The organism is Micromonospora sp. NBC_01405 (genome assembly GCF_045040155.1).
Lineage (GTDB): Bacteria > Actinomycetota > Actinomycetes > Mycobacteriales > Micromonosporaceae > Micromonospora.
In genome coordinates this window covers 4,256,198-4,278,753 of record NZ_CP109532.1, presented here as the reverse complement: position 1 = coordinate 4,278,753, position 22,556 = coordinate 4,256,198, and the positions used below count along the sequence as shown (strand labels likewise).

Below are 22,556 nucleotides of genomic sequence, written 5' to 3'. Positions count from 1 at the left end.
TTTCCGCGCCGGCCGAGGCCCCGTGGACGGTGCTCAGCAGCCGGGGAGGCGCTCGATCAGGTAACGCTCGACCTGGTCCAGGGAGATCCGCTCCTGGGCCATGGTGTCCCGGTTCCGCACGGTCACCGCGTCGTCGTCGAGGGTGTCGAAGTCGACCGTCACGCAGAACGGGGTGCCGATCTCGTCCTGGCGGCGGTACCGGCGGCCGATGGCCTGCGAGTCGTCGAACTCGACCACCCAGCGCTTGCGCAGGTCGGCGGCGAGGCCCTTGGCCTTCGGGGAGAGCGCCTCGTTGCGGGACAACGGCAGGACCGCCACCTTGACCGGGGCCAGCCGGGGGTCGAAGCGCATGACGGTGCGCTTGTCCACGCCGCCCTTGGTGTTCGGGGCCTCGTCCTCGTCGTACGCCTCCAGCAGGAACGCCAGCACCGCGCGGGTGAGGCCGGCGGCCGGCTCGATCACGTACGGCATCCAGCGCTCGCTCTTGCCCTGGTCGAAGTACGACAGGTCGACGCCGGAGTGCTTGCTGTGCGTGGAAAGGTCGAAGTCGGTGCGGTTGGCGATGCCCTCCAACTCGGCGAACTCGCTGCCGCCGAACCGGAACCGGTACTCGATATCGACGGTGCGCTTCGAGTAGTGGGAGAGCTTCTCCTTGGGGTGCTCGTAGAAGCGCAGGTTCTCCTCGGACAGCCCGAGGTCGAGGTACCAGTTCCAACGCTCGGAGAGCCAGTACTCGTGCCACTGCTCGTCGGAGCCCGGCTCGACGAAGAACTCCATCTCCATCTGCTCGAACTCGCGGGTGCGGAAGATGAAGTTGCCCGGGGTGATCTCGTTGCGGAACGACTTGCCGGTCTGCGCGATGCCGAACGGCGGCTTCTTGCGGGCGACCGTCTCCACGTTCTTGTAGTTGACGAAGATGCCCTGGGCGGTCTCCGGGCGCAGGTAGTGCATGCCCTCGTCGCTCTCCACCGGGCCGAGGTAGGTCTTCATCAGGCCGTTGAACATCTTCGGCTCGGTGAAGGTGCCCTTGTTGCCGCAGTTCGGGCAGTTCAGCTCCGACAGCGAGGCCAGCGGCTTGCCGTGCTTCTCGGCGTACGCCTCCTCCAGGTGGTCGGCCCGGAACCGCTTGTGGCAGGACTGGCACTCCGTCAGCGGGTCGACGAACTCGGCGATGTGGCCGCTGGCCTCCCAGACCTTGCGGGAGAGGATGACCGCGGAGTCCAGGCCGACGACGTCGTCGCGCTGCTGGACCATGGTCTTCCACCACTGCCGGCGGACGTTCTCCTTCAGTTCCACGCCGAGTGGACCGTAGTCCCACGCCGACCGGGTGCCCCCGTAGATCTCACTGGAGGGAAAGACGAAGCCCCGGCGCTTGGCGAGGCTGACGACGGCGTCGATACGGTCGGCTGGCATGTTTCCTCCTACGCCGGCTGGCGGTCGGCGGGGGCGAGATGTGGATGGATCGGTCAGTTCGGGGACAACAGTACGACCGTACGGGCCCCGGGCCCAGCAGAATACCGGGGGCTGGGCCGACCACCCCCGCGAGCCTCCGGATGGCGGCCGGGGACGGGTGGTCAGCTCACCCCGCACACCTCCATGGCCCCGGTCTGCCCGTCGGCGGCGAGGGTGACCTCCTGGTGGCCCCGGTTGCCGCCGCTGAAGGTGACAGAGACCGGGGCGGTGAGGGTGGCGGGGTCCACCTCGCCCACCCGGTACGAGTCGATCTGCGGTTCGGCGGCGACCCGACGCTCGAACTCCGCCCGGGACTCGCGGCGCTGCGCGTCGTCGCAGAGCGTGTCGTACGACCTGCCGTACTTCCGCTCGACCAGCCCCTGGTAGTAGTCATCGGTCACCGCGCGGCCCTGCTCCCGCACCGCCTGCACGTTGCTGATCACCAGGCCGACCATGGCCGCCCCGCCCCCGCCGCAGCAGAGCAGCACGGCCAGCGCCCCGGCCCCGAGGCCGAGCCAGAGCCGGGCGCTGCGCCCCTCGGTCGGGGGCGCCACGAACGGCGGGGCCACCCCGGGGCCGGCCGGGGGCGCGGGCACCCCGGGCTCCAGGTGCGTCGGCGGCTCGTCCGGCCTGGGCGCCATGGGGTACGAGGGTGGACCGGCCGGTCCGGGTGCGGTCATAGGTGCAGGGTAGTGCCCGACGGCTCAGCGGTACGGGGCAGCGGCCCGATCACTGGGGTTCACCTCGACCGCCCCGCCGGGGGCCGCGGCGGCCAGCGCCTCGTACGCGGACGGCTCGTCGAGCGACTCGGCCAGCAGCGGCGTGGCGTGCACCTTGACGTCGAACCCGCCCAGTGCCCGCCGGTAGGCCCCGACGGACTCCCACTCGGTGACGAGACACCAGTGGCGCGGGTCGTCCAACGCCCGGAGCAGTTCCCCGCGCAGGTAGCCGGGGCGGGCGGCGAGCGCGGCCAGGGCGGCGTGCGCGCGTTCGGTGAAGGTGGGGGCGACGTCCTCGTCGACCACGAACCGGTTGGTGACCAGCACCGGGTCCTCCTCGTAGAGTCTGTGGGATGCAGCGTACGCAGCGCACCTTGCTGGGCCGGTTGGCCCGGGCGAACCCGACGACGATCTTCCTGGTCACGCTGGCGCTGGTGCTGGTGGCGCTGTTCACCCCGGGCGTGGCCGGCGGGGTGCTGCTGCTGGCCCTCGCCGCCGCCCTGGTCGCGCTGCTGCTGACCACGTGGGCGGTGCAGGCGCCGGCCACCCGGGTGATCCGGCTGGTGATGCTCACCCTGCTGGTCACCGCGGCGCTGACGAAGCTGCTCTGACAGCCATAGGGGCATCCACCGCAGTGCGGTGAACCGGCCCGTCTGAACGGGGCATTATCAGACACCCCGCTCGCATGCAAGCATGCGTTTTTGACAATCAATTTCGTTGTCACGGAGAGTTGGGGCATGAAGCTCCGCCGCTCCACCGCACGTGCCCTGGCCGCAGCGACCGCCCTGATAGCCCTCGGCACCCTCACCGCCTGTGCGGAGGACGGCGCTGGCGCAGACCCGCAGCGGGTCGACGTGGCCGCCGCCTTCTACCCGCTCCAGTTCGTCGCCGAGCGGGTCGGGGGCGACGCGGTCCGGGTGACGAACCTGACCAAGCCCGGCGCCGAGCCGCACGACCTGGAGCTCACCCCCCGCCAGGTCGGCGAGGTGAACCAGGCCGAGCTGATCATCTACCTCAAGGGCTTCCAGCCCGCGGTGGACGAGGCGGTCGAGCAGAACGGCGGCGACCGGGCCTTCGACGTCACCGGCGTGCAGCCGCTGCTGGCCGGGAACGCCGGCGGGCACGACCACGACGGTGAAGAGGCCGGACACGGGGGCGGGAAGGAGGGCGGCGGCCAGGACCCGCACCTGTGGCTCGACCCGACCCGGCTGGCCACCGTCGGTGACCGGCTCGCCGAGCGGCTCGGTCGGGTCGACCCGGACCGCGCCGCCGACTACACCGCCCGGGCGGGCGCGTTGCGCGCCGAGCTGGAGACGCTGGACGCCGAGTTCGCCGCCGGGCTGCGGACCTGCCAACGCCGCGAGCTCGTGGTGAGCCACACCGCGTTCGGTTACCTGACCGAGCGCTACCGGCTCGACCAGGTCGGCATCACCGGGCTGGCCCCGGAGAACGAGCCCTCCCCGCAGCGCCTCGCCGAGGTCGCCCGGGAGGCCCGGGAGCACCAGGCCACCACGATCTTCTTCGAGACCCTGGTCAGCCCGAAGGTCGCCGAGACCATCGCCCGCGAGGTGGGGGCGAAGACCGCGGTGCTCGACCCGCTGGAAGGCCTGTCCGCCGATCACGGCGGGGACTACCTTTCGGTGATGCGCACCAACCTGGCGACCCTGCGGACGGCGTTGAGCTGCTCGTGAACGCGCCTGTCATCACCGTCACCCGGGGGACGGTCGGCTACGACGGCCGCCCGGTGCTGCGCGACGTCTCGCTGACCGTCACCGCCGGCGAGGTGGTCGCCGTGCTCGGCGCCAACGGCTCCGGCAAGTCCACCCTGATCCGCGCGGTGCTCGGGCTGGTCCCGCTGCACGCCGGGTCGGTCTCGCTCTTCGGCGCCCCGCTGCGCCGGTTCCGGCAGTGGCAGCGGATCGGGTACGTCCCGCAGCGCCTCGGCGCCGGCGGCGGCGTTCCGGCCACCGTCCGCGAGGTGGTGGCCTCGGGCCGGCTCGCCCGCCGGGGCGTGCTGCGCCCGCCGGGCCGGGCCGACCGGGCGGCGGTCGACGCCGCGCTGGCCGCTGTCGGCCTGGCCGACCGGGCCGGCGACCCGGTGGCCACCCTCTCCGGCGGCCAGCAGCAGCGCACCCTGATCGCCCGGGCCCTGGCCGGCGAGCCGGAGTTGCTGGTCCTCGACGAGCCGACCGCCGGGGTCGACGCCGCCAGCCAGGAGGCGTTCGCCGGGGCGCTGCACGGCTTCGTCGACGGCGGCGGGACGGTGCTGCTGGTGGCCCACGAGCTGGGGCCGCTGCGACCGCTGATCACCCGGGCCGTGGTGGTGCACCACGGTGGGATCGCCCACGACGGCGCGGTCCCCGAGCCGGCCGGCCACCACGCCGACCCCGACCACGACCACGTGCACCCGCACGGACCCGACGAGCCCGCTGGGCTGTGGAGCAGTTGAGCATGGAGCTTTTCCAGTACCCGTACATGCAGCGCGCCCTGATCGGCGCGCTGGTCATCGGCCTGGCCGCCCCGGCGCTCGGCATCTACCTGGTGCAGCGCCGGCTGGCCCTGATCGGCGACGGGGTCGGCCACGTGGCGCTCACCGGCGTCGGCGCCGGGCTGCTGCTCAACCGCTCCCCGGTGCTGGTGGCCGTGGTCGTGGCGACGCTCGGCGCGATCACCATCGAACTGGTCCGGGCGCGCGGGCGCACCTCGGGCGACCTCGCGCTGGCGCTGCTGTTCTACGGCGGGATCGCGGGCGGGGTGACGCTGGTCGGGCTCTCCGACGCCACCAGCGCGAAGCTCAACGCGTACCTGTTCGGGTCGCTGACCACCATCTCGCCGCAGGACCTGACCACCATCGTGGTGCTCGGCGCGGCGCTCCTGGTGACCATGCTGGCGCTGCGCCCGGCGCTGTTCGCGGTCTGCCACGACGAGGAGTACGCCCGGGTCGCCGGGCTGCCCGTGCGGGCGCTGAACATGCTGCTCGCGGTCGGCACCGCGGTCACCGTGACGATCGCCATGCGGGCCGTCGGGGTGCTGCTGATCAGCGCTCTGATGGTGGTACCGGTGGCCACCGCCCAGCAGGTCACCCGGGGCTTCCGCAGCACGATGGCCGCGGCGATGACGCTCGGGCTGTTCGCCGCCGGCTCCGGGGTCTGGGTGGCCGCCAACGCCGACACCGCCCCCGGCGCGTCCGTGGTGCTGCTGGCGATCGCCTCGTTCCTCGTCGTCGCGGTCGCCGGCGCCGGCTGGCGGGCGGTGCGCCGACGCCGGACGACGGCCGGGACGGCGGTCGTCGAGCCGCCCGAAGTGGTGCTGCGTTGATCCTGCGCCCCGCCGGCCCGCTGGGACTGGTTATCGTTACAAGATGACCGACGGATCAGGATACGAGGCGTACGAGGATGCCGGTGAGCTGCTGCGCGCCCTCGCGGCCCCGATCCGGCTGGCGATCGTGAGCGAACTGGCGCAAGGTGAACGGTGCGTGCACGAACTGGTGGAGAAGCTCGGGGCGACGCAGCCGCTGGTCTCGCAGCACCTGCGGGTGCTGCGGGGGGCCGGCGTGGTCCGCGGCTCCCGGCGCGGGCGGGAAATCGCGTACGCGCTGGTCGACGAGCACGTCGCGCACATCGTGGCCGACGCGGTCAGCCACGCAGGGGAGGCATCGTGACCGAGGGGAACCCCGTCCGGAACACCCGGCAGCGCTCGGCGGTGAGCGCGCTGCTCGCCGAGGTCGAGGGGTTCCACAGCGCGCAGGACCTGCATGCCATGCTCCGCGAGCGCGGCGAGCGGGTGGGGCTGACCACCGTCTACCGCACCCTCCAGGGGCTCGCCGACGCGGGCGAGATCGACGTGATGCGCCCGCCCGGCGGCGAGCACCTCTACCGGCGGTGCAGCGAGGGCCACCACCACCACCTGGTCTGTCGGGCCTGCGGGCGCACCGTCGAGGTGGCCGGGCCGACCGTGGAGGCCTGGGCGGAGCGGGTGGCGGCGCAGCACGGGTACGCCGACGTCAGCCACACCCTGGAGATCTTCGGCACCTGCCCGGCCTGCGCCGCCTGACCCCGCCCGGCAGCCCTTCAGCCCTCCGACCCCTCGGCCCCACCGCCGCCGTACCGCGCCGGCCGGGAAAACCGACCCGTGCCGGGCGGGTCGGGCCGTGACACGCTGTCCGGCGTGAAGATCTACGCCGATCGCTTCCCGACCGCCGTCCGCCAGTTCCTGACCGACCTGCTCGTCGCCGTCTGGGTGTACGCCGCGATCCGCTTCGCGCTCTGGGTGCACGACCTGGTGCAGAAGCTCGCCGTACCCGGACAGAAGCTGGAGGGGGCCGGCGGCGGCCTCGCCGACAACCTGGCCGACGCCGGCGGCAAGATCCGCCGGGTGCCGCTGGTCGGCGACGAGCTGACCGCCCCGTTCGCGAAGGCCGCCGACGCCGCCCGGGCGATGGCCGAGGCGGGCCGGGACCAGCAGGAACTGGTCGGCCAGCTCGCCCTGGCGCTCAGCGTCGCGGTGCTGGTGTTCCCGCTCGGCCTGGTGCTGTTCGGCTGGCTGCCGCTGCGGCTGCGTTGGATGCGACGGGCCGCCTCGGCCAAGGCGCTGGCCGCCGTCCCGGCCGGGCGGGACCTGCTGGCCCTGCGGGCGCTGGCCGGTCAGCCGATCGGCAAGCTGACCCGGATCGCCCCGGACGTTGCCGATGCGTGGCGACGCGGCGACGACGCCACGGTCGAGGCGCTCGCCGCGCTGGAGCTGCGCGGACTCGGGCTCCGGGCTGGCCGCTAGGGTGGTCCGGTGCTCTACTTCCTGATCGTCGTCGCCGTGCTGCTGCTGGCCTATGCCGTCGTGCTGGTCAGCTTCGTCCGCCGGGGCCGCAAGATACCGCCGGCGGCGTACCTGGTGCTGGCGGCGCTCAACGGGCTGATCCTGGCCGCCGTGCTGGCCTGGGCCATCGCCCGGTGAGCCGGCGCCGGCCCGGGGCGCGCCGCTCCGGACGGGCCCCCTGCCGTGCCACGGGCGTCGGCGGGGGACCCTCTCTCGTCACTCGGGGCGGGGGATGCGGCGGCGGACGTCCTGGGCGGTGGACGGGCCGGGGGTCCAGTTGGCCACCCAGGGCAGGTCGGCCGGCGGGGTGATCACCCCGTCCTCCAGGGCCGCGTACCGACCGTCGAGGATCCGCTTCGCCGCCGCCACGTCGACGGAGTCGGTGTTCGCCCACAGGCCGGTGAACAGGGCGTCGACCCGCAGCCGGGCCTGGCGGCAGAACAGGTCGGCCAGCTCGACGTTCTCCGGGCGGGTGTCCTTCTCCGCGTACGCCCGGACGCAGACCGCGGACATCGCGAACAGCTCCGCGCCGATGTCCACCACCCGGCCGAGAAACGCCTGCTTGCGCTCCATCTTGCCCTGCCAGCGGGACATCGCGTAGAACGTCGACCGGGCCAGCTTGCGGCTGTGCCGCTCGACCTGGCGCAGGTGGCCGGCGAGCGGGCCGAACTCGGCGTACGCCCTCGGCGCCTGGCCCCGGCCGACGGCGAGGGTGGGGAGCCACTTCGCGTAGAAGGCCCCGGCCCGCGCGCCGGCCTTCGCCTTGCGGCCGAGCCCCGCGTCGGGGTCGATGATGTCCCCGGCGACCGAGAGGTGGGCGTCGACCGCCTCGCGGGCGATGAGCAGGTGCATGATCTCGGTGGAGCCCTCGAAGATCCGGTTGATCCGCAGGTCGCGCAGCATCTGCTCGACCGCGGCCGGGCGCTCGCCCCGGGCGGCCAGGGAGTCGGCCGTCTCGTAGCCGCGCCCGCCCCGGATCTGGAGCAGCTCGTCGCCGATCTTCCAGGCCATCTCGCTGGCGTAGAGCTTGACCAGGGCCGCCTCGATCCGGATGTCGTTGCGGTCGTCGTCGGCGAGCAGGCAGCACAGGTCCAGCATGGTCTCCATGCCGTACGTGGTGGCGGCGACGAACGCGAGCTTCTGCGCGACGGCCTCATGCGCGCCCACCGGCCGGCCCCACTGGACCCGGTCGGCGGCCCAGTCCCGGGCCACGTTCAGCGACCACTTTCCCGCGCCGACGCACATCGCCGGCAGCGACAGCCGCCCCGTGTTCAGCGTGGTCAGGGCGATCTTCAGCCCCTTGCCCTCGCCGCCGATGACGTTCTCGTTCGGCACGAACACGTCGTGGAACCGGGTGAGGCTGTTCTCCAGGCCGCGCAGGCCGGTGAACTCGTTGCGCCGCTCCACCGTGATGCCCTCGGCGTCGCCGTCGACGACGAACGCGGTGATCCCGCCGCGCCGCCCCTCGCCGGCCGGCACCCGGGCCATCACCACCAGCAGGGTGGCCACGGTGCCGTTGGTGGCCCACAGCTTCACCCCGTTGAGCCGGTACCCTGCGCCGTCGGCGGTCGGCTCGGCCGTGGTGGCCAGCCGTGCCGGGTCGGAGCCGACGTCCGGCTCGGTGAGCAGGAACGCCGACACCTCGCCGGCGGCGAGCCGGGGCAGGAAGCGCTGCTTCTGCTCGTCGGTGCCGAACATCTTCAGCGGCTGCGGGACGCCGATCGACTGGTGGGCCGACAGCAGCGCGCCGATCGCCGGGCTGACCGACCCCGCCAGCATCAGGGCCCGGCAGTAGTGCAGGTTGCTCAGCCCGAGCCCGCCGTGGGACCGGTCGATCTTCATGCCGAACGCGCCGAGCCGGGCCAGCCCGTGGAACACCTCGTCGGGGATGCGGGCGTCGCGCTCGATCGCCGCCCCGTCCACCTCGGACTCCAGGTATGCCCGCAGCCGGCCGAGGAACTCCTCGGCCCGGGCGTCCTCGGCCGGGTCGGTACGCGGCCAGGGGTGGATCAGGTCGATCCGGAGCCGGCCGAGGAACAACTCCTTGCCGAAGCTCGGCCGGTCCCACGCGGACTCGCGGGCCGCCTCGGCGACCTGCCGGGCCTCCTTCTCCGACACCTGACCGGCCTCCGTCGGCAGCGCCCCCGCGCCCCCGGCGGCGTCGACGGCGGCGGCGTCGGCAGTGGCCTCGGCGGTGACAGCCTCGGCGGTGACGGCGTCGGCGGGGCCCGGGACGGCCGGGGCCGGATCGTCGATCGGCGCGACCCGGCCGGTGGGGCCGCCCGCCGGGTCTCCTCCCGCCGGGTCGGGCGTGGGTCGGTTGTTCTGCGTCGTGGTCACGGCGGCCCCCTCGAACCTCGGTCCGGATGCGTCAACGTGCTCGACAAAAGCAACGCTACCCCCGGCTGTTACCCAGGGGTAGCGTTGCGTGCACCTCGGATTTTCCCCAGCGTCCGCGCTGGTCGGCGGGATCAGCCGCCGGTGAGCACCTGCGGATCGTCATCGTCGTCGTCGTCGTCGCCCCAGTTGCGGCGGGCGAACGGCAGGACCACCCAGAAGGCCAGGAACCAGACCGCCGTGATCCCGGTGAGCACGAAGGCGATGCCCCGGTCCAGCACGAAGTCGGTGATCAGCAGGACCGCGCTGACCATCGCGATGAGCATGAAGGCGAGCCCGCCGCTGGCCATCCGGTGGGCGAACCGGACCAGCTCCGGCTTGCGCCCCTGCCGGAACAGCGCCCGGTGGAAGGCGACCGGGGAGATGATCATGGCGGTAGCACCGGCCGCCGACAGCAACGCGACGATGTAGACGTCCCTCTGGAACTCGCTGGTGTGCGTGAAGCCGTTGCTGAACGGCAGGGTCAGCAGGAACGCGAACAGGATCTGCACGCCGGTCTGCGCGACCCGCAATTCCTGGAGCAGGTCGGCGAAGTTGCGCTGCCAGCGCTGCTTCTCGGTTTCCTTCGACACGCGCTACCTCCGGGGTGACGGTACTGCCGGCGGGATCCACCCCGCCGGCAGCATCGGCTTTGCCCCGTCGGGCGAACGGCGAAACCGACTCACGACCGCACCCCGCCCGGCGCGGTCAGGACCCCCGGCGGATACGGCCGGCGTACGGGGCCTCCAGCTCGTTGTTGTGCTCGTCGCCGCCGGGCGATGTTGGCCGACAGGTGGACCGGGGGTCGCTCCCCCGCCGCGAGCAGCCGGGACACCACCTCGACCGTGAGCTGCTGCGCCAGCAGGGCGGCGGTGATGGAGGAGACCGCGCCGACCGCGCCGCCGCCCGGCAGCGGCAGGGTCGCGGCACCGTACGGAGCGCCGTTGTCCAGCACCACGTCGGCGAACTCGGCCAGCGTCACCACCGCGAGGTAGTCCTCGCCGCTCACCGTCCTCCGTCCTCCGTCCGCCGGTTGCGGGCCAGCCAGTCCACCGCGAAGTCGACCGCCGCCCGCTGGCGCATCGACCTGCCCGTCCCGTCGCCGACCGGGCCGATCCGGACCGCGCCGGTCGACTCCAGGTCCGCCCCGAGCCGGGGGAAGTCGGCCGAGTCGACCGCCACGTCCTCCCACCATGCCCAGTCCTGGCCGCCGTCGCGGGTGCGAACCGCCGCGCCCACCCGTTCCCTCGGCGGGGCGGCCTGCCGGTACTCCGCCAGGTGCAGCGACGTGTTGCAGCCGTGGTCGACGCCGAGCAGCAGCACGTCGGCGTCCAGGTCGTACAGCCGGCCCAGCGGCGAATCGGAACCGAGCATGTCGGCCAGCGGGTGCCCGGCCACGATCTCCTCGGCGGCGGGCCCGAGCGCGGCGAACGAGACGTGCGGGTGGTCGCTGCGCCGGGCCCCCGGCCAGCCCCGGACGGTCTCGGCCAGCGCCCCCATGAACCGGCTCGGGGTGACCGCCGGGTCGAAGCCGGGAGTCTCCGCGCGGATCACCGGCCACCAGTCCGCCGGCACCGGCGGGTTGCTCCACCCGGCCGGGTCGCTGTTCTCCGGCGTGTGGGTCGGCACCACCAGCGTGCCCTCGGGGCCGAGCACGTCGAGCAGGGCGAGGGCCACCGCCTGCGGGCCGCCGCAGACGAACCCGAGTGCCCGCAGTCCGGCGTGCACGAGCACGATGCCGCCGGGGCGTACCCCCAGGTCGTGGAGCTGCGCGGCGAGCGACGCGCGGGTGTGCGGCCGGGCCGCCGCGACGCCGCCGCCCGCCGCGCCCGGCGGACCCGGGACGGACGACGGCGGGGCGGACGACGGCGGGGCGGACGACGGCGGGGCGGACGAGGACGGGGCGGGGGTCACCGCGCGACGCCCGTGCGGGCCAGGATCGCCTCGGCGAGCGGACCGGGCGCCTCGTCGGGAATCCAGTGCGAGACGCCGGGCAGCTCGACGAGGCGGTAGTCCCCGGTGACGTGGGCGGCGCACGCCTCGGCGGCGGTGCGGCCGATCGCGATGTCCCTGCTGCTCCACACGAACGCGGTCGGCACCGGCACCGGCCCGACCGCCGCGAGGTCGGCCCGCGACATCGCCCGGTACCAGTTCAACGCGGCGGTCAGCGCGCCCGGCTCGCGCATCGGCTCGGCGTACCGGGCCACCCGGGCGGCGTCGCCGACCCCGCCGAGCAGCTTGCGCAGGGCGGCGGCCCGCAACGCCAGCAGCACCTTCTCCGCCTTGCCCGGCTTGCGGAACAGGGCGATGTACGACGAGCGGGCCTTCTGCTCGGTGTCCGTGGCCAGCGCGTGCGCCATCGCGGCGGGGTGCGGGACGGACACGGCGGTGAGGGTGCGCACCCGGTCGGGGTGGCTCGCGGCCAGCCCCCAGGCCACGATCGCGCCCCAGTCGTGCCCCACCACGTGCGCCGCGTCGACGCCCAGCGCGTCGAGCAGGGCCGCCGCGTCGGCGACCAGCTCGGGGAGCCGGTACGCCTCGACCGCCCCGGGCCGGGCGAGCGGCGAGTAGCCCCGCTGGTCCGGCGCGTACGTGCGCAGCCCGGCGGCGTGCAGCGCCGGCGTCACCTCATCCCACTCGCCGCCGTGCTGCGGGAAGCCGTGCAGCAGCAGCACCGGTTCGCCGTCGGCCGGCCCGCCGGTGCGGGTCTCGAACGTCAGCCCCCGCGCCTCCACCTGCATGATCGGCAGCCTACCCAGCGGGCCCGGCGGGCGGCGGGGAGCGGTCGGTCGGTGCCGTCACGGCTCGCCCCCTGGTGTCCGGCAGTTCGGCGGCGCGACAGTATCGCGCGCGACGGGCCGGGTCGACGAAGTACGGCGAGATGACGGTTTCCGCATCGGGGGTGAGCTGCGATTGGATCACATTGCCCGGCGATCTTTCGAGGTGTTAGCGTCGGCGAGACAACTTCATATCCGACAGGGGAGCGCACAGCGCTGAGAGTGCGGGCACCGCCCGCAGACCCTCGAACCTGATCTGGGTAATGCCAGCGCAGGGAGTTCGGTCGACCTCCAGCCGCGCCGCCGTCCGGTAGCCCGGGCGCGGCGTGCGTCTTCTCCTGGTTCACTCAGAACTGGGAGCCATCACATGAACAACATCGACAGCAACCGCTGGCGCACGATCGACATCGTGGTCGCCTCGGTGATCGCGGTCGCCTTCGGCGTCATCTTCTGGGCCTGGGGCCTGGTCTGGAGCGCCACCGAGGGGGCGTTCGCGTTCTTCCCGCCCGCGCAGACCCTGCTCTACGGGGTCTGGCTGATGCCGGCCGTGGTCGGTGGCCTGGTGATTCGCAAGCCGGGCGCGGCCCTGTACTGCGAGACCGTCGCCGCCGTCCTGTCCGCCCTGCTGGGCAGCCAGTGGGCCGGCACGGTGATCCCGCAGGGCATGGTCCAGGGCATCGGGGCAGAGCTGGCCTTCGCGGCGTTCCGGTACCGCTCGTTCCGGCTGCCGACCGCGCTGCTCGCCGGGGCGCTCACCGGCCTCAGCGCCGCCCTGTTCGACTTCCTCGTCTGGAACGCCGAGTACGACCTGACCAGCTACCGCATCCCGTACGCCCTGCTCACCATCGTCAGCGCCACGGTCGTCTCCGGCGCCGGCGGCTGGGCCCTCACCCGCGCCCTGGCCGGCACGGGCGTCCTGGACCGCTTCCCCGCCGCCCGCGACTACCGCGCCCCCGTCTGATCGGGTTGATCAAGAGGTTTGCGTCAGCCGAACCCGGTTCTCCGGACGCAAACCTCTTGATCAACCAGGCTGTTCGGGTGGGGGTGGGGTTGAGGGGGTCGGGGTGGGCGGGGTCGGGTTGCGGGGGTTCGGCTGGCGGCACGCCGGGCGGCGGGCCTGGGCGGTGCGTGGGGTGGACCTGCGCGTCGAGCGTGGCGAGCGGGTGCTGTTGCTCGGGCCGTCGGGGGCGGGCAAGAGCACGCTGCTGGCCGCGCTGGCCGGGCTCCTGCCCGAGGACTCGGGCGAGCAGGAGGGCACCGTCGAGGTCGACGGGGTCGACCCGCGCGCGAACCGGGAACGGGTCGGCATCGTCTTCCAGGACCCGGAGACCCAGCTCGTCATGGCCCGCTGCGGCGACGACGTGGCCTTCGGGCTGGAGAACCGGGGCGTACCGGCCGACGAGATCTGGCCCCGGGTGGACGAAGCGCTGCGCCGCGTCGGCTTCCCGTACCACCGGGACCGGCCGACCGCCGCCCTCTCCGGGGGGGAGCAGCAGCGACTCGCCCTGGCCGGGACGCTCGCCCTGCGGCCGGGTCTGCTGCTGCTCGACGAGCCGACCGCGAACCTCGACCCGGCCGGGGCGGCGCTGGTCCGCCGCGCGGTGGCCGACGCGATGGACGGCGACACCACGCTGATCCTGGTCGAGCACCGGGTCGCCGAGGCGTTGCCACTGGTCGACCGGGTGGTGGTGCTGGAACCCGGCGGCGGGGTACGCGCCGACGGGCCGCCGGAGGCGGTCTTCGCCGCCCACGGCGACGCCCTCGCCGCCGAGGGAGTCTGGGTGCCCGGCCGGACCGTGCCGCCCCGGCACGCCGCCGCGGCTCCGGGTGACCTGCTGATCACCGCCGACCGGGTCGCCGTGCCACCCCGCCTCGCCCCGATCGACCTCGCGGTACGCGCCGGCGAGGCGCTGGCCGTCCTCGGCCCCAACGGCGCCGGGAAGTCCACCCTGGCCCTGCTGCTGGGCGGCCTGCTCCGGCCGGGGACCGGCCGGGTGGCGGCGACCGGGGAGCTGGCCGGCAGGGATGCCCGAACTCCCCCGTACCGCTGGCGGGCCCCCGCCCTGGCCGGCCGGATCGGGTCGGTCTTCCAGGACCCGGAGCACCAGTTCGTCACCGGAACGGTCTTCGACGAGCTGGCCCTCGGGCCGCGCCGCACCGGTCGGCCCGAGACCGCCGTCCGGGCCACCGTGGACGGACTGCTGGATCGGCTGCGCCTGGCGGCGCTGGCCCGCGCGAACCCGTACACCCTCTCGGGTGGGGAGGCACGGCGGCTGAGCGTGGCGACCGCCCTCGCCACCGCGCCCCGGCTGCTGGTCTGCGACGAACCCACCTTCGGCCAGGACCGACGGACCTGGCTGGAACTGGTCGACCTCTTCGCCGAGCTGCGCGACGCCGGGCACGGCGTGGTCACCGTCACCCACGACCCGGACTTCGTCGCGGCCCTGGCCGACCGGCGGATCACCGTGACCCGCGCGTCCGGCGGGGTGGTGGAGGCCACGTGATCAGCATCGAACCGGTGGCGACGCCAGGCGCGCCGCTGGCCCGACGCAACCCGGTGGCGAAGGTCGCGGCGGCGTTGGTCTTCTCGTTCACCCTGCTCGCCACCCTGGACCCGGTCGCCCCGGCGATCGCCCTCGTCATCGAGCTGGCCGTGCTGCCGCTGTTCGGCATCCGGTACCGGGTACTCGCCCGGCGGGCCGCGCCGCTGCTGCTCGGCGCGGTCGGCATCGTGGCCACCCTGGTCCTCTTCGCCGCCGATCGCTCCGGCCGGGTGCTGGTCGACGCTGGGCCGGTGCTGGTCACCACCGGGGTGCTGCTCACCGCGCTCGGGCTGGCGCTGCGCATGCTGGCCGTGGCACTGCCCGGCGTGATCGTCTTCGCCACCACGGACCCGACCGACCTGGCCGACGCGCTGATTCAGAACGCGAAGGCGCCGGCCCGGTTCGCGATCGGTGCGCTGGCGGCGTTCCGGCTGGTGCCGTTGCTGGGCCAGGAGTGGCAGATGATCAGCATGGCGCGGCGGGCACGCGGGGTCGACGCCGGGCGCAATCCCCTGGCCCGGATGCGGCTGTTCGTCTCGACCGCGTTCGCGCTGCTGGTGGGGGCGATCCGGCGCGGCACCCGGCTCGCGGTGGCGATGGACGCCCGCGGTTTCGACGCGGGCACCCCACGCACCGTCGCCCGGCGGCAGCGGTTCCGGGCCGCCGACGGCCTGCTGATCGCCGGGGCGGCGGCCCTGGCCGGGGCGGCGCTGGCGGTCAGCGTCGCGCTGGGCGCGTTCCGCCCGCTGATCGGCTGACCGCCCGGCGGGCGGACGATGGCGTCCCGCACCCCTTCGGGGACCTGCCCTTCGGCTCCTACGGAGCTGCCCCGTTTGTGCTCCCGCTCCACTGACAGCACAAACGGGGCAGCTCCATAGGGGCCGACGAAGGGTAGGTCGACCCGGCTGAGCCGACGGCGCCGAGGTGAGCCGACGTGCGCCGACCTCGGCCCGGGCCCAGCCCGAGGTGTGCGGATCAGCTGCGACGGAAGGCGTACCGGCGGGTCTGGCCGGCGCGCTGGGTGCGGCCGGCAGGGTACTTGGCTCCGCCGGCCGGCGGGCCGGTCCTCGGCGGGGGCGGCGTCTCCACCGTGGGCGACACGTCCAGGGGCTCCGCCTGCGGCGACACGCGGAGCGAGTCCCCCGTGGGCGAGAGGAGCGGAGACGCCGTCCCCGGCTGCGGGGAGACGCCAGCCGCGACGCCGAGATCCGGCGCGGTCACCTCCGGAGGAGACGATCCCGGGGACGAACCCGCGGACGAACTCGACGACGAACCTGGGGACGGCTTGCGGGACTTGCGGGGCTTACGGGAACTGGGCTTGGCTGGCATACCCGGCCTCCTTACTGCTGGTGCCGACCGCACGGCGAGCGGCTGACGCCGACTGCGCGGCGCGGCGCTGCCGTCGGGCGACGGCGGGGCGAACGGGAACGGGGAGCGCCCGGGCGTCCGGCCACAACAGGTGCCGCGCAAAGCGGCGGCGGTGGGAATGCGGACGCCCGGAGCGCCGGACCCGCGGCGAGAACGGCGGGTCGGCTTTCCGAAAGAGGGGCGTCAGTTACGCATGTACGTGACAGTAGTCGGCCGTCCCGCCCGCCGCACCCGAATTACCGGTCGCGGGCGGCCGCCGCCCCGACGCACCACATCGTGACACCGTGTCCGCCACCGGGCCCCGCCGCCCGCCCACCGCGATACGGTCGCAGCACCACGGGCGACGCGAGAGGTGGCGGAAACGAATGACGCAGCAGGCGAGGGCGCAGATCGGTGTGACCGGGCTGGCGGTGATGGGCAGGAACCTGGCCCGCAACCTGGCCCGCAACGGGTTCACGGTGGCGGTGCACAACCGGTCCCCGGAGCGCACCCGCAGCCTGGTCGCCGAGCACGGCGACGAGGGCACGTTCGTGCCGTCGGAGTCCCTCGCGGACTTCGTGGCATCGCTGGAGCGCCCCCGGGCGGTGATCGTGATGGTCAAGGCCGGCGCCCCGACCGACGCGGTGATCGACGAGCTTGTCCCGCTGCTGGAGGAGGGCGACATCGTCGTCGACTGCGGCAACGCCCACTTCGCCGACACCCGGCGACGGGAGGAGGCGCTGCGCGGGCACGGGCTGCACTTCTCCGGCACCGGCGTGTCGGGCGGCGAGGAGGGTGCGCTGCGCGGGCCGAGCATCATGCCGGGCGGCTCCGCCGAGTCGTACGCGAAGCTCGGCCCGATGTTCGAGAAGATCGCCGCCCAGGTCGACGGCACGCCGTGCTGCCGGCACATCGGCCCGGACGGCGCCGGCCACTTCGTGAAGATGGTGCACAACGGCATCGAGTACGCCGACATGCAGCTCATCGCGGAGGCGTACGACCTGCTGCGGGCCGGGCTGTCGGCGAGCCCGGCGGAGATCGCGGACATCTTCCGGGAGTGGAACACCGGCGAGCTGGAGTCGTTCCTCATCGAGATCACCGCCGAGGTGCTGGGGCACACCGACGCGGCGACCGGGCGGGCGTTCGTCGACGTCGTGCTGGACCAGGCCGAGCAGAAGGGCACCGGCCGCTGGACGGTGCAGAGCGCGCTGGACCTGGGCATCCCGATCACCGGCATCGCCGAGGCCACCTTCGCCCGGTCGCTTTCCGGGCACGCCGACCAGCGCGAGGCCGCCCGCCGGGCGTTCGGCGACGCCGGGGAGAAGTGGCAGGTCGAGGACCGGGACGCCTTCGTCGAGGACGTGCGGCGCGCACTGCTGGCCAGCAAGATCGTCGCGTACGCGCAGGGCTTCGACCACATCCGCGCCGGCAGCCGGGAGTACGACTGGGACATCGACCTGGGCGGCACCGCGACGATCTGGCGGGGTGGCTGCATCATCCGGGCCCGTTTCCTGGATCGGATCAAGGAGGCGTACGACGCCCAGCCGGAGCTGCCGTCGCTGCTGGTGGCGCCGTGGTTCGCCGAGGCGGTCAGCGCCGGCGTGCCGAGTTGGCGACGGGTGGTGGTCGACGCGGCCCGGGCCGGCGTGCCGACTCCGGCGTTCTCCTCGTCGCTGGCGTACTTCGACGGGCTGCGCGCCCAGCGGCTGCCCGCCGCGCTGATCCAGGGGCTGCGGGACAACTTCGGCGCGCACACCTACCAGCGGGTGGACCGGGAGGGGTCGTTCCACACGCTGTGGGCCGGCGACCGCTCCGAGATGCGGGCATGACGCGCGCGTCGCGCTGAAACGCGTCAGCGCCGCCCCCGGTGCGGGGGCGGCGCTGACGGACGGCTCACCAGAACCGGCGGCGCTTCGCCTTCTGCGGGCGCAGCAGGTCGGCGCCCTTGCTGAGCACCCGGGTCACGCCGGTCGGGCCGCGCCGGGCCTCCAGGGTGTGGCTGAGCCGGCGAGCTCCGGCCGCGGCCAGCGGCACGGCGACCGCCATGACCGCCCACTGGCCTATCCGCTTCTGAATCATGTGGGTTCACCTCCGCGTCGTGGCTGCTGAGAAGGTGATACCCAGCCGGGCCCGCCGGTAAGCCTGGGCTCAGGTCGACGGGGCGACCGGGTTGGGCAGCGCCCCGCCGAAGCGCCGGTCCCGCTGGGCGTACAGCTCGCAGGCGTACCAGAGGTGGCGACGGTCGAAGTCCGGCCAGAGGGTGTCGAGGAACACCAGCTCCGCGTACGCGGTCTGCCAGAGCAGGAAGTTGGAGATCCGTTCCTCGCCGGACGGGCGGAGGAAGAGGTCCACCTCGGGGATCTCCGGGTGGTAGAGGTACTTCGCGATCAGCTTCTCGTTGACCTTGCCCGGGTCGAGCCGGCCGGCCGCCACGTCGCGGGCGATCGCGGCGGCGGCGTCGGCGATCTCCGCCTGCCCGCCGTAGTTGACGCAGAACTGGAGGGTCAGCGTCGAGTTCCCCCGGGACATCTCCTCGGCGGTCTGCAACTCGGAGATGACGCTCTTCCACAGCCGCCCGGCCCGGCCGGACCAGACGACCCGGACGCCGAGGTCGACGAGCTGGTCGCGGCGGCGGCGGATGACGTCCCGGTTGAAGCCCATCAGGAACCGGACCTCGTCGGGCGAGCGCCGCCAGTTCTCCGTGGAGAACGCGTACGCCGAGAGGTAGGGCACGCCCAGCTCGATCGCGCCCTCGATGGTGTCGAAGAGGCTGAACTCGCCCGCCTCGTGGCCCTTGGTGCGGGGCAGCCCGCGCTCCTTGGCCCACCGGCCGTTGCCGTCCATCACCACGGCGACGTGCCGGGGCACCGCTGCGGGGGGCAGCGCCGGGGGCCGGGCGCCCGACGGGTGCGGAGTCGGCGGCACCGGCTCGCGCCGGCCGGCCCTCATCGATCGGATCACTCGGCTCTCTCCCTGCTCACGTCCGGCACCCCCGGGCCGGCGACCGCACCGCCCCGGTCGACCAGCGGCAGCGAGCGTAGCGCGCGTTCCAGGTGCCACTGCAGGTGCGCCGCGACCAGGCCGCTGCACTCCCGGCGTACGCCGGTCTCGGTGGCGTCGGCGAGCACCCAGTCGCCGGTGGTCAGCGCGGACATCAGGTCGACGGTGGCCGGGGCGGGGTGGGCCGCGCCGGGGGGCCGGCAGTCCGGGCAGACCGCGCCGCCGGCCGGCACGGAGAACGCCCGGTGCCGCCCCGGGGTGCCGCAGACCGCGCACGCGGTCAGCGCGGGGGCCCACCCCGCGAGGGTCATCCCGCGCAGCAGGTACGCGTCGAGCACCAGCGTGGTGGCGTGGTCGCCCCGGGAGAGGGACTTCAGCGCGCCGAGGGTGAGCTGGAACAGCCGCAGCGAGGGCTCCCGCTCGACGGGGGTGAGCCGCTCGGCCGTCTCGGCGATCGCGCTGGCCGCCGTGTAGCGCGGGTAGTCGCCGAGGAACCGCTTGCCGTACAGGTCGATCCCCTCGACCTGGCTGACGCTGTGCAGCGAGCTGCCGGTGTTGCCCTTCGGGTCGCCGGCGAGTTGCACGTCGACGTGGCCGAACGGCTCCAGCCGGGCGCCGAACTTGCTGGTGGTGCGGCGGACCCCCCGGGCCACCGCGCGGAGCCGGCCGTGCCGGCGGGTGAGCAGGGTGATGATCCGGTCGGACTCGCCGAGCTTCTGCACGCGCAGCACCACCGCGTCGTCGCGGTAGAGCTGTCGGCGGTACCCGGGCATCCGGTCATTCTCCTCGGGGTGCGAAATCAGGGTCGGTTCGGGGTAGCCGGCGCGCGATCCCGGATGCGCCCCGGGCCGGCCCGGCCGTAGCGTGCCGGCATGGCTCCGCATCCCACCGCCGCGCCCACCCGGGCCGCCACGCCCCGCCGTGCCGCCGTCGCCGTCCGCCGGCCGGTGACGCGCGCCGCCGTCGCCGCCGGCGCCGCCGCCGCACTGATCCTCGTCGCCGGGTGCGACACCCTGTCGATGCGCCAGCTCGACTTCGACACCACCGAGACCGCCACCGTGGCCCGGGTCGTCGTCCGCCAGGGTTCGGGCGACGTGACGGTACGGGGCACCGGCCCGACCGGTGAGGTACGCGTCAAGCGGGTGCTGCGGTACCACGGCGCCCAGCCCGACACCCGGCACGAGGTGCACGGCGACGAGCTGGTGCTGGACACCGACTGCGGCCGCCGCTGCTCGGTGTCGTACGACGTGACCGTGCCCCCGGGGACGACGGTGCGCGGCGAGGGCGGCTCGGGCGACATCAACCTGTCCAAGGTCGGCGCGGTCGAGCTGCGGCTCGGCTCGGGCAACATGTACATCGACGGGGCCGCCGGCCCGGTACGGGCCGAGACCGGCTCCGGCAACGTGGAGGTGGACGACGTGCCCGGCGCGGCCATCCTGCGGGCCGGCTCCGGCAACATCACGGGGCGGGGCCTCAGCGGTCAGGTCGACGCCGAGACCGGCTCGGGCGACGTCGACGTGGAGCTGTCCGCCCCCGCCTCGGCGCGGGCCCACGCCGACAGCGGGAACGTGGACCTGGTCGTGCCCGCCGGCCGGTACCGGGTGCGGTCGAGCGTCGGGTCGGGCGATACCGACCTCGGCGTCCCGGACGACCCGGCCGCGCCACTGCTGATCGACGTCGCCGCCGGCAGCGGGAACGTGACGGTCAGCGCACGCTGATCCTGAGGGTGTGCTCCTCGGAGGCCCGGGGCGCCGGCACCACCGCCCGCCCCGCCGGAGCGGGACTGACCGGCACGACGGAACCGCCGGCCGGGGCGCGGGGTCGGCCGCCCGGAAGCAGCTCCGGGGGCCGGCGGGCCGCCACATCCTCCACCCAGCCGACCAGCACGGTGGCCACGCCGACCAGCGCGAAGACCAGCGCCACCCGGATCGCCAGCCCGACCGGGTCCTGGTGGGACCAGCCGACGACGTCGACCAGCGGGGTGAGCGCCACCACGAACGGCATGTGCCAGAGGTAGCAGGTCAGCGCCCGCCGGTTCAGCACGGTCACCGCGCGGCCGAGCAGCGCGTTGCGGTCCACCCAGGCCGCCGACGCCGGGGCCCGGCCGATCGCCACCAGGATGAAGGCCGCCGACCAGAGCGCGTTGCCCAGCGGCATGTCGTTCAGGTCGTACCCCCGGGGGCCGGGGTGGGTGACGATCCAGGCCGCCCCGGCGGCGCCGAGGGCGAGCGCGGTCGGGACCAGCACCCGGGTGGCCATGCGGCGCAGCAGGCCGTCGTGGTGGGCGAAGCCGAGCAGCCAGGCCCCGAAGTACAGGCCGAAGTCCCGCAGCACCGTCGGCGCGTTCGGCAGCATGCCGACTTCGATCGCGGCCAGCAGGGCGTACGGGGCGAGCAGGGTGGGCCACGGTGCCCGCCGGAACAGCCAGAGCGCGAGGGGCGAGGCGAACACGAACCAGAGGTAGTCACGCAGGTACCAGATCGGGCTGAGCGCCAACGCCCCCCAGTAGTTGGCCGGTGGGTCGGCGACCGGGAACGCCCAGAGCAGCACCTTCGGCGTCAGCGGCAGCCCGGTGAGCAGCATGGCGGGTACGAAGATCGCGGCCAGCACCCACAGCGACGGCAGCAGGCGGCGCAGCCGCCGGCCCACCGCCGGTGCCCCGGACCTGTCCAGCGACGCCGCCATGAGCGATCCGGCAAGCGCGAACATCACCGACATGGCCGGGAAGAGCAGCGTCAGCGTGCCCCATCCGGTCACGTGGTAGACCACGACTCGGATGATCGCCAGGGAGCGCAGCAGGTCCAGGTATCGGTTTCGCATCAGCCTGCTTCAATGTCAGGGGGCAGGGCGCAAACGTTCCCTACCCTCCGACCGGACGCCGGCAAACGCCCACCATCGCGGGCTTAAAGTGAAAAAGGCCATACCCGGGCCTGACCCGGAGGTGGATCAGCGCGACGGCGGGGCGGCGACGAAGCAGCGCCAGTCCCCCGGGGCGAACGCGAGCACCGGGCCGGCGACGTCCTTGCTGTCGCGCACCAGGACCCGGCCCGGCAGGTTGTCGGCCACCTCGACGCAGTTCCCGCCGTTCGCGCTCGACCGGGTCGACGTGCGCCAGCGCGGATCGGTCATCGCTCGTCCACCAGCTTCCTGATCAGGTCGCGCGAATGGGCGCGCGGCAGGGCCTCGGCCCGGACAGCCTCCCACGTCCGCTCCAGCGCGGCAACGTGCTCCGAGTCCAGCACCACCCGGCCCGCGAGCTGGTCGTCGAGGTAGCCGACCGGGTCCCCGTCGGGCAGGCTGGCCAGCACGAACGCGCCGGACTGGCCGAGGTGGAGCCCGGCCGTCGCGGGCACGACGTGGATCAGGACGCGGGGGCGAGTCGCGGTCGAACACCAGCGCCGGGCGGCCCATCCGCAACTCCACCGTCCGGGCCTGTTCCTCGGGCGGGGCCAGCCCGGTCGCCAGGATCGCAGAAATTCCCCAGATCCGCCCCGCACGTCGGCCAGCCCGGCGCGCGGGGCGGCTCCGGG

The 22,556-nt window shown here is 74.0% G+C and carries 27 protein-coding genes, 1 pseudogene and 1 riboswitch; of the genes and pseudogenes, 13 read left to right on the top strand and 15 right to left on the bottom strand.

Features of this window, described 5'->3' with window-relative positions:
* Positions 1 to 33 precede the first annotated feature (33 nt).
* From OG559_RS18705 to OG559_RS18695, 3 genes are all read right to left on the bottom strand, one after another.
* Positions 34 to 1,413 (bottom strand): glycine--tRNA ligase, encoded by a 1,380-nt coding sequence (locus OG559_RS18705; protein WP_396671405.1) that lies wholly within the window; start codon positions 1,411 to 1,413, stop codon positions 34 to 36.
* A gap of 161 nt (positions 1,414 to 1,574) precedes the next feature.
* On the bottom strand, positions 1,575 to 2,048 hold the full coding sequence (locus tag OG559_RS18700; RefSeq protein ID WP_405116780.1) for a hypothetical protein: 474 nt from the start codon (positions 2,046 to 2,048) through the stop codon (positions 1,575 to 1,577).
* Positions 2,049 to 2,156: 108 nt separating this feature from the next.
* A complete protein-coding gene (locus OG559_RS18695) occupies positions 2,157 to 2,498 on the bottom strand; it encodes an antibiotic biosynthesis monooxygenase family protein (protein WP_405105443.1) in 342 nt (113 codons plus the stop codon).
* A gap of 26 nt (positions 2,499 to 2,524) precedes the next feature.
* Between OG559_RS18695 and OG559_RS18690 the strand changes: the two genes are divergently transcribed.
* From OG559_RS18690 to OG559_RS18655, 8 genes are all read left to right on the top strand, one after another.
* Positions 2,525 to 2,782 carry a hypothetical protein gene (locus OG559_RS18690; protein WP_405105441.1) on the top strand — a complete coding sequence of 86 codons (258 nt, stop codon included), beginning with the start codon at positions 2,525 to 2,527 and terminating at the stop codon, positions 2,780 to 2,782.
* A 126-nt stretch (positions 2,783 to 2,908) separates the two neighbouring features.
* Entirely contained in the window at positions 2,909 to 3,862 is a 954-nt protein-coding gene (locus OG559_RS18685) for a metal ABC transporter substrate-binding protein (protein WP_405105439.1), read from the top strand.
* Entirely contained in the window at positions 3,859 to 4,620 is a 762-nt protein-coding gene (locus tag OG559_RS18680; protein ID WP_405105437.1) for a metal ABC transporter ATP-binding protein, read from the top strand. The genes OG559_RS18685 and OG559_RS18680 overlap by 4 nt, the downstream gene beginning before the upstream one ends.
* Positions 4,621 to 4,622: 2 nt before the next feature.
* A complete protein-coding gene (locus tag OG559_RS18675) occupies positions 4,623 to 5,489 on the top strand; it encodes a metal ABC transporter permease (protein WP_396671410.1) in 867 nt (288 codons plus the stop codon).
* Positions 5,490 to 5,532: 43 nt separating this feature from the next.
* Positions 5,533 to 5,832 (top strand): ArsR/SmtB family transcription factor, encoded by a 300-nt coding sequence (locus tag OG559_RS18670; RefSeq protein WP_405105435.1) that lies wholly within the window; start codon positions 5,533 to 5,535, stop codon positions 5,830 to 5,832.
* Positions 5,829 to 6,224, top strand: coding sequence for a Fur family transcriptional regulator (locus OG559_RS18665; RefSeq protein WP_405105433.1), 396 nt, complete (start codon positions 5,829 to 5,831; stop codon positions 6,222 to 6,224). Before OG559_RS18670 ends, OG559_RS18665 begins: the two co-directional genes overlap by 4 nt.
* 114 nt (positions 6,225 to 6,338) lie before the next feature.
* Entirely contained in the window at positions 6,339 to 6,944 is a 606-nt protein-coding gene (locus OG559_RS18660; RefSeq protein ID WP_405105431.1) for a hypothetical protein, read from the top strand.
* A 9-nt stretch (positions 6,945 to 6,953) separates the two neighbouring features.
* Positions 6,954 to 7,121 carry a hypothetical protein gene (locus tag OG559_RS18655; protein WP_387024991.1) on the top strand — a complete coding sequence of 56 codons (168 nt, stop codon included), beginning with the start codon at positions 6,954 to 6,956 and terminating at the stop codon, positions 7,119 to 7,121.
* Between the two features lie 78 nt (positions 7,122 to 7,199).
* Here OG559_RS18655 and OG559_RS18650 read toward each other — a convergent pair whose 3' ends face one another.
* From OG559_RS18650 to OG559_RS18630, 5 genes and pseudogenes are all read right to left on the bottom strand, one after another.
* Positions 7,200 to 9,323 (bottom strand): acyl-CoA dehydrogenase family protein, encoded by a 2,124-nt coding sequence (locus OG559_RS18650; RefSeq protein ID WP_405105429.1) that lies wholly within the window; start codon positions 9,321 to 9,323, stop codon positions 7,200 to 7,202.
* A gap of 131 nt (positions 9,324 to 9,454) precedes the next feature.
* Positions 9,455 to 9,952, bottom strand: coding sequence for a DUF6328 family protein (locus OG559_RS18645; protein WP_405105427.1), 498 nt, complete (start codon positions 9,950 to 9,952; stop codon positions 9,455 to 9,457).
* A 115-nt stretch (positions 9,953 to 10,067) separates the two neighbouring features.
* Positions 10,068 to 10,335: pseudogene (locus OG559_RS18640) on the bottom strand (sugar isomerase); the annotation flags it as partial.
* A gap of 29 nt (positions 10,336 to 10,364) precedes the next feature.
* Complete coding sequence (locus OG559_RS18635; RefSeq protein ID WP_405105425.1) at positions 10,365 to 11,273, bottom strand: aminoglycoside N(3)-acetyltransferase; 909 nt, start codon at positions 11,271 to 11,273, stop codon at positions 10,365 to 10,367.
* Complete coding sequence (locus OG559_RS18630) at positions 11,270 to 12,100, bottom strand: alpha/beta fold hydrolase (protein WP_405105423.1); 831 nt, start codon at positions 12,098 to 12,100, stop codon at positions 11,270 to 11,272. The genes OG559_RS18635 and OG559_RS18630 overlap by 4 nt, the downstream gene beginning before the upstream one ends.
* Before the next feature lie 226 nt (positions 12,101 to 12,326).
* Positions 12,327 to 12,432: riboswitch (TPP riboswitch) on the top strand.
* Between the two features lie 71 nt (positions 12,433 to 12,503).
* Between OG559_RS18630 and OG559_RS18625 the strand changes: the two genes are divergently transcribed.
* The 3 genes from OG559_RS18625 (at position 12,504) to OG559_RS18615 (ending at position 15,437) form a co-directional block, all read left to right on the top strand.
* On the top strand, positions 12,504 to 13,097 hold the full coding sequence (locus OG559_RS18625; RefSeq protein ID WP_405105421.1) for an ECF transporter S component: 594 nt from the start codon (positions 12,504 to 12,506) through the stop codon (positions 13,095 to 13,097).
* 103 nt (positions 13,098 to 13,200) lie between these two features.
* Positions 13,201 to 14,640 (top strand): ABC transporter ATP-binding protein, encoded by a 1,440-nt coding sequence (locus tag OG559_RS18620; RefSeq protein ID WP_405105419.1) that lies wholly within the window; start codon positions 13,201 to 13,203, stop codon positions 14,638 to 14,640.
* Entirely contained in the window at positions 14,637 to 15,437 is an 801-nt protein-coding gene (locus OG559_RS18615; RefSeq protein ID WP_405105417.1) for an energy-coupling factor transporter transmembrane component T family protein, read from the top strand. Before OG559_RS18620 ends, OG559_RS18615 begins: the two co-directional genes overlap by 4 nt.
* 217 nt (positions 15,438 to 15,654) lie before the next feature.
* Here OG559_RS18615 and OG559_RS18610 read toward each other — a convergent pair whose 3' ends face one another.
* A complete protein-coding gene (locus OG559_RS18610; protein ID WP_405105415.1) occupies positions 15,655 to 15,900 on the bottom strand; it encodes a hypothetical protein in 246 nt (81 codons plus the stop codon).
* Between the two features lie 512 nt (positions 15,901 to 16,412).
* Here OG559_RS18610 and gndA point away from each other — a divergent pair.
* On the top strand, positions 16,413 to 17,855 hold the full coding sequence (gene gndA, locus OG559_RS18605; RefSeq protein WP_405105413.1) for an NADP-dependent phosphogluconate dehydrogenase: 1,443 nt from the start codon (positions 16,413 to 16,415) through the stop codon (positions 17,853 to 17,855).
* 64 nt (positions 17,856 to 17,919) lie between these two features.
* On the opposite strand, the gene OG559_RS18600 is transcribed toward gndA, so the two are convergent.
* The 3 genes from OG559_RS18600 to recO all read right to left on the bottom strand — a co-directional run bounded on the left by OG559_RS18600 (position 17,920) and on the right by recO (position 19,799).
* Positions 17,920 to 18,105, bottom strand: coding sequence for a hypothetical protein (locus OG559_RS18600; RefSeq protein WP_405105411.1), 186 nt, complete (start codon positions 18,103 to 18,105; stop codon positions 17,920 to 17,922).
* Between the two features lie 69 nt (positions 18,106 to 18,174).
* Complete coding sequence (locus OG559_RS18595) at positions 18,175 to 18,975, bottom strand: isoprenyl transferase (RefSeq protein ID WP_405116778.1); 801 nt, start codon at positions 18,973 to 18,975, stop codon at positions 18,175 to 18,177.
* 8 nt (positions 18,976 to 18,983) lie between these two features.
* A complete protein-coding gene (recO, locus tag OG559_RS18590; RefSeq protein WP_161691863.1) occupies positions 18,984 to 19,799 on the bottom strand; it encodes a DNA repair protein RecO in 816 nt (271 codons plus the stop codon).
* Between the two features lie 99 nt (positions 19,800 to 19,898).
* On the opposite strand from recO, the gene OG559_RS18585 reads away from it, so the two are divergent.
* The gene (locus OG559_RS18585) at positions 19,899 to 20,744 is read left to right on the top strand and encodes a DUF4097 family beta strand repeat-containing protein (RefSeq protein ID WP_405105409.1); all 846 of its coding nucleotides are present in this window, start codon (positions 19,899 to 19,901) and stop codon (positions 20,742 to 20,744) included.
* Here the strand turns inward: OG559_RS18585 and OG559_RS18580 are convergent.
* The 3 genes from OG559_RS18580 to OG559_RS18570 all read right to left on the bottom strand — a co-directional run bounded on the left by OG559_RS18580 (position 20,731) and on the right by OG559_RS18570 (position 22,523).
* On the bottom strand, positions 20,731 to 21,846 hold the full coding sequence (locus tag OG559_RS18580; protein ID WP_405105407.1) for an acyltransferase: 1,116 nt from the start codon (positions 21,844 to 21,846) through the stop codon (positions 20,731 to 20,733). The two genes, OG559_RS18585 and OG559_RS18580, sit on opposite strands and share 14 nt — an antisense overlap.
* Before the next feature lie 126 nt (positions 21,847 to 21,972).
* Entirely contained in the window at positions 21,973 to 22,155 is a 183-nt protein-coding gene (locus OG559_RS18575; protein WP_405105405.1) for a DUF397 domain-containing protein, read from the bottom strand.
* Entirely contained in the window at positions 22,152 to 22,523 is a 372-nt protein-coding gene (locus tag OG559_RS18570; RefSeq protein ID WP_405105403.1) for a Scr1 family TA system antitoxin-like transcriptional regulator, read from the bottom strand. Before OG559_RS18570 ends, OG559_RS18575 begins: the two co-directional genes overlap by 4 nt.
* Positions 22,524 to 22,556 lie beyond the last annotated feature (33 nt).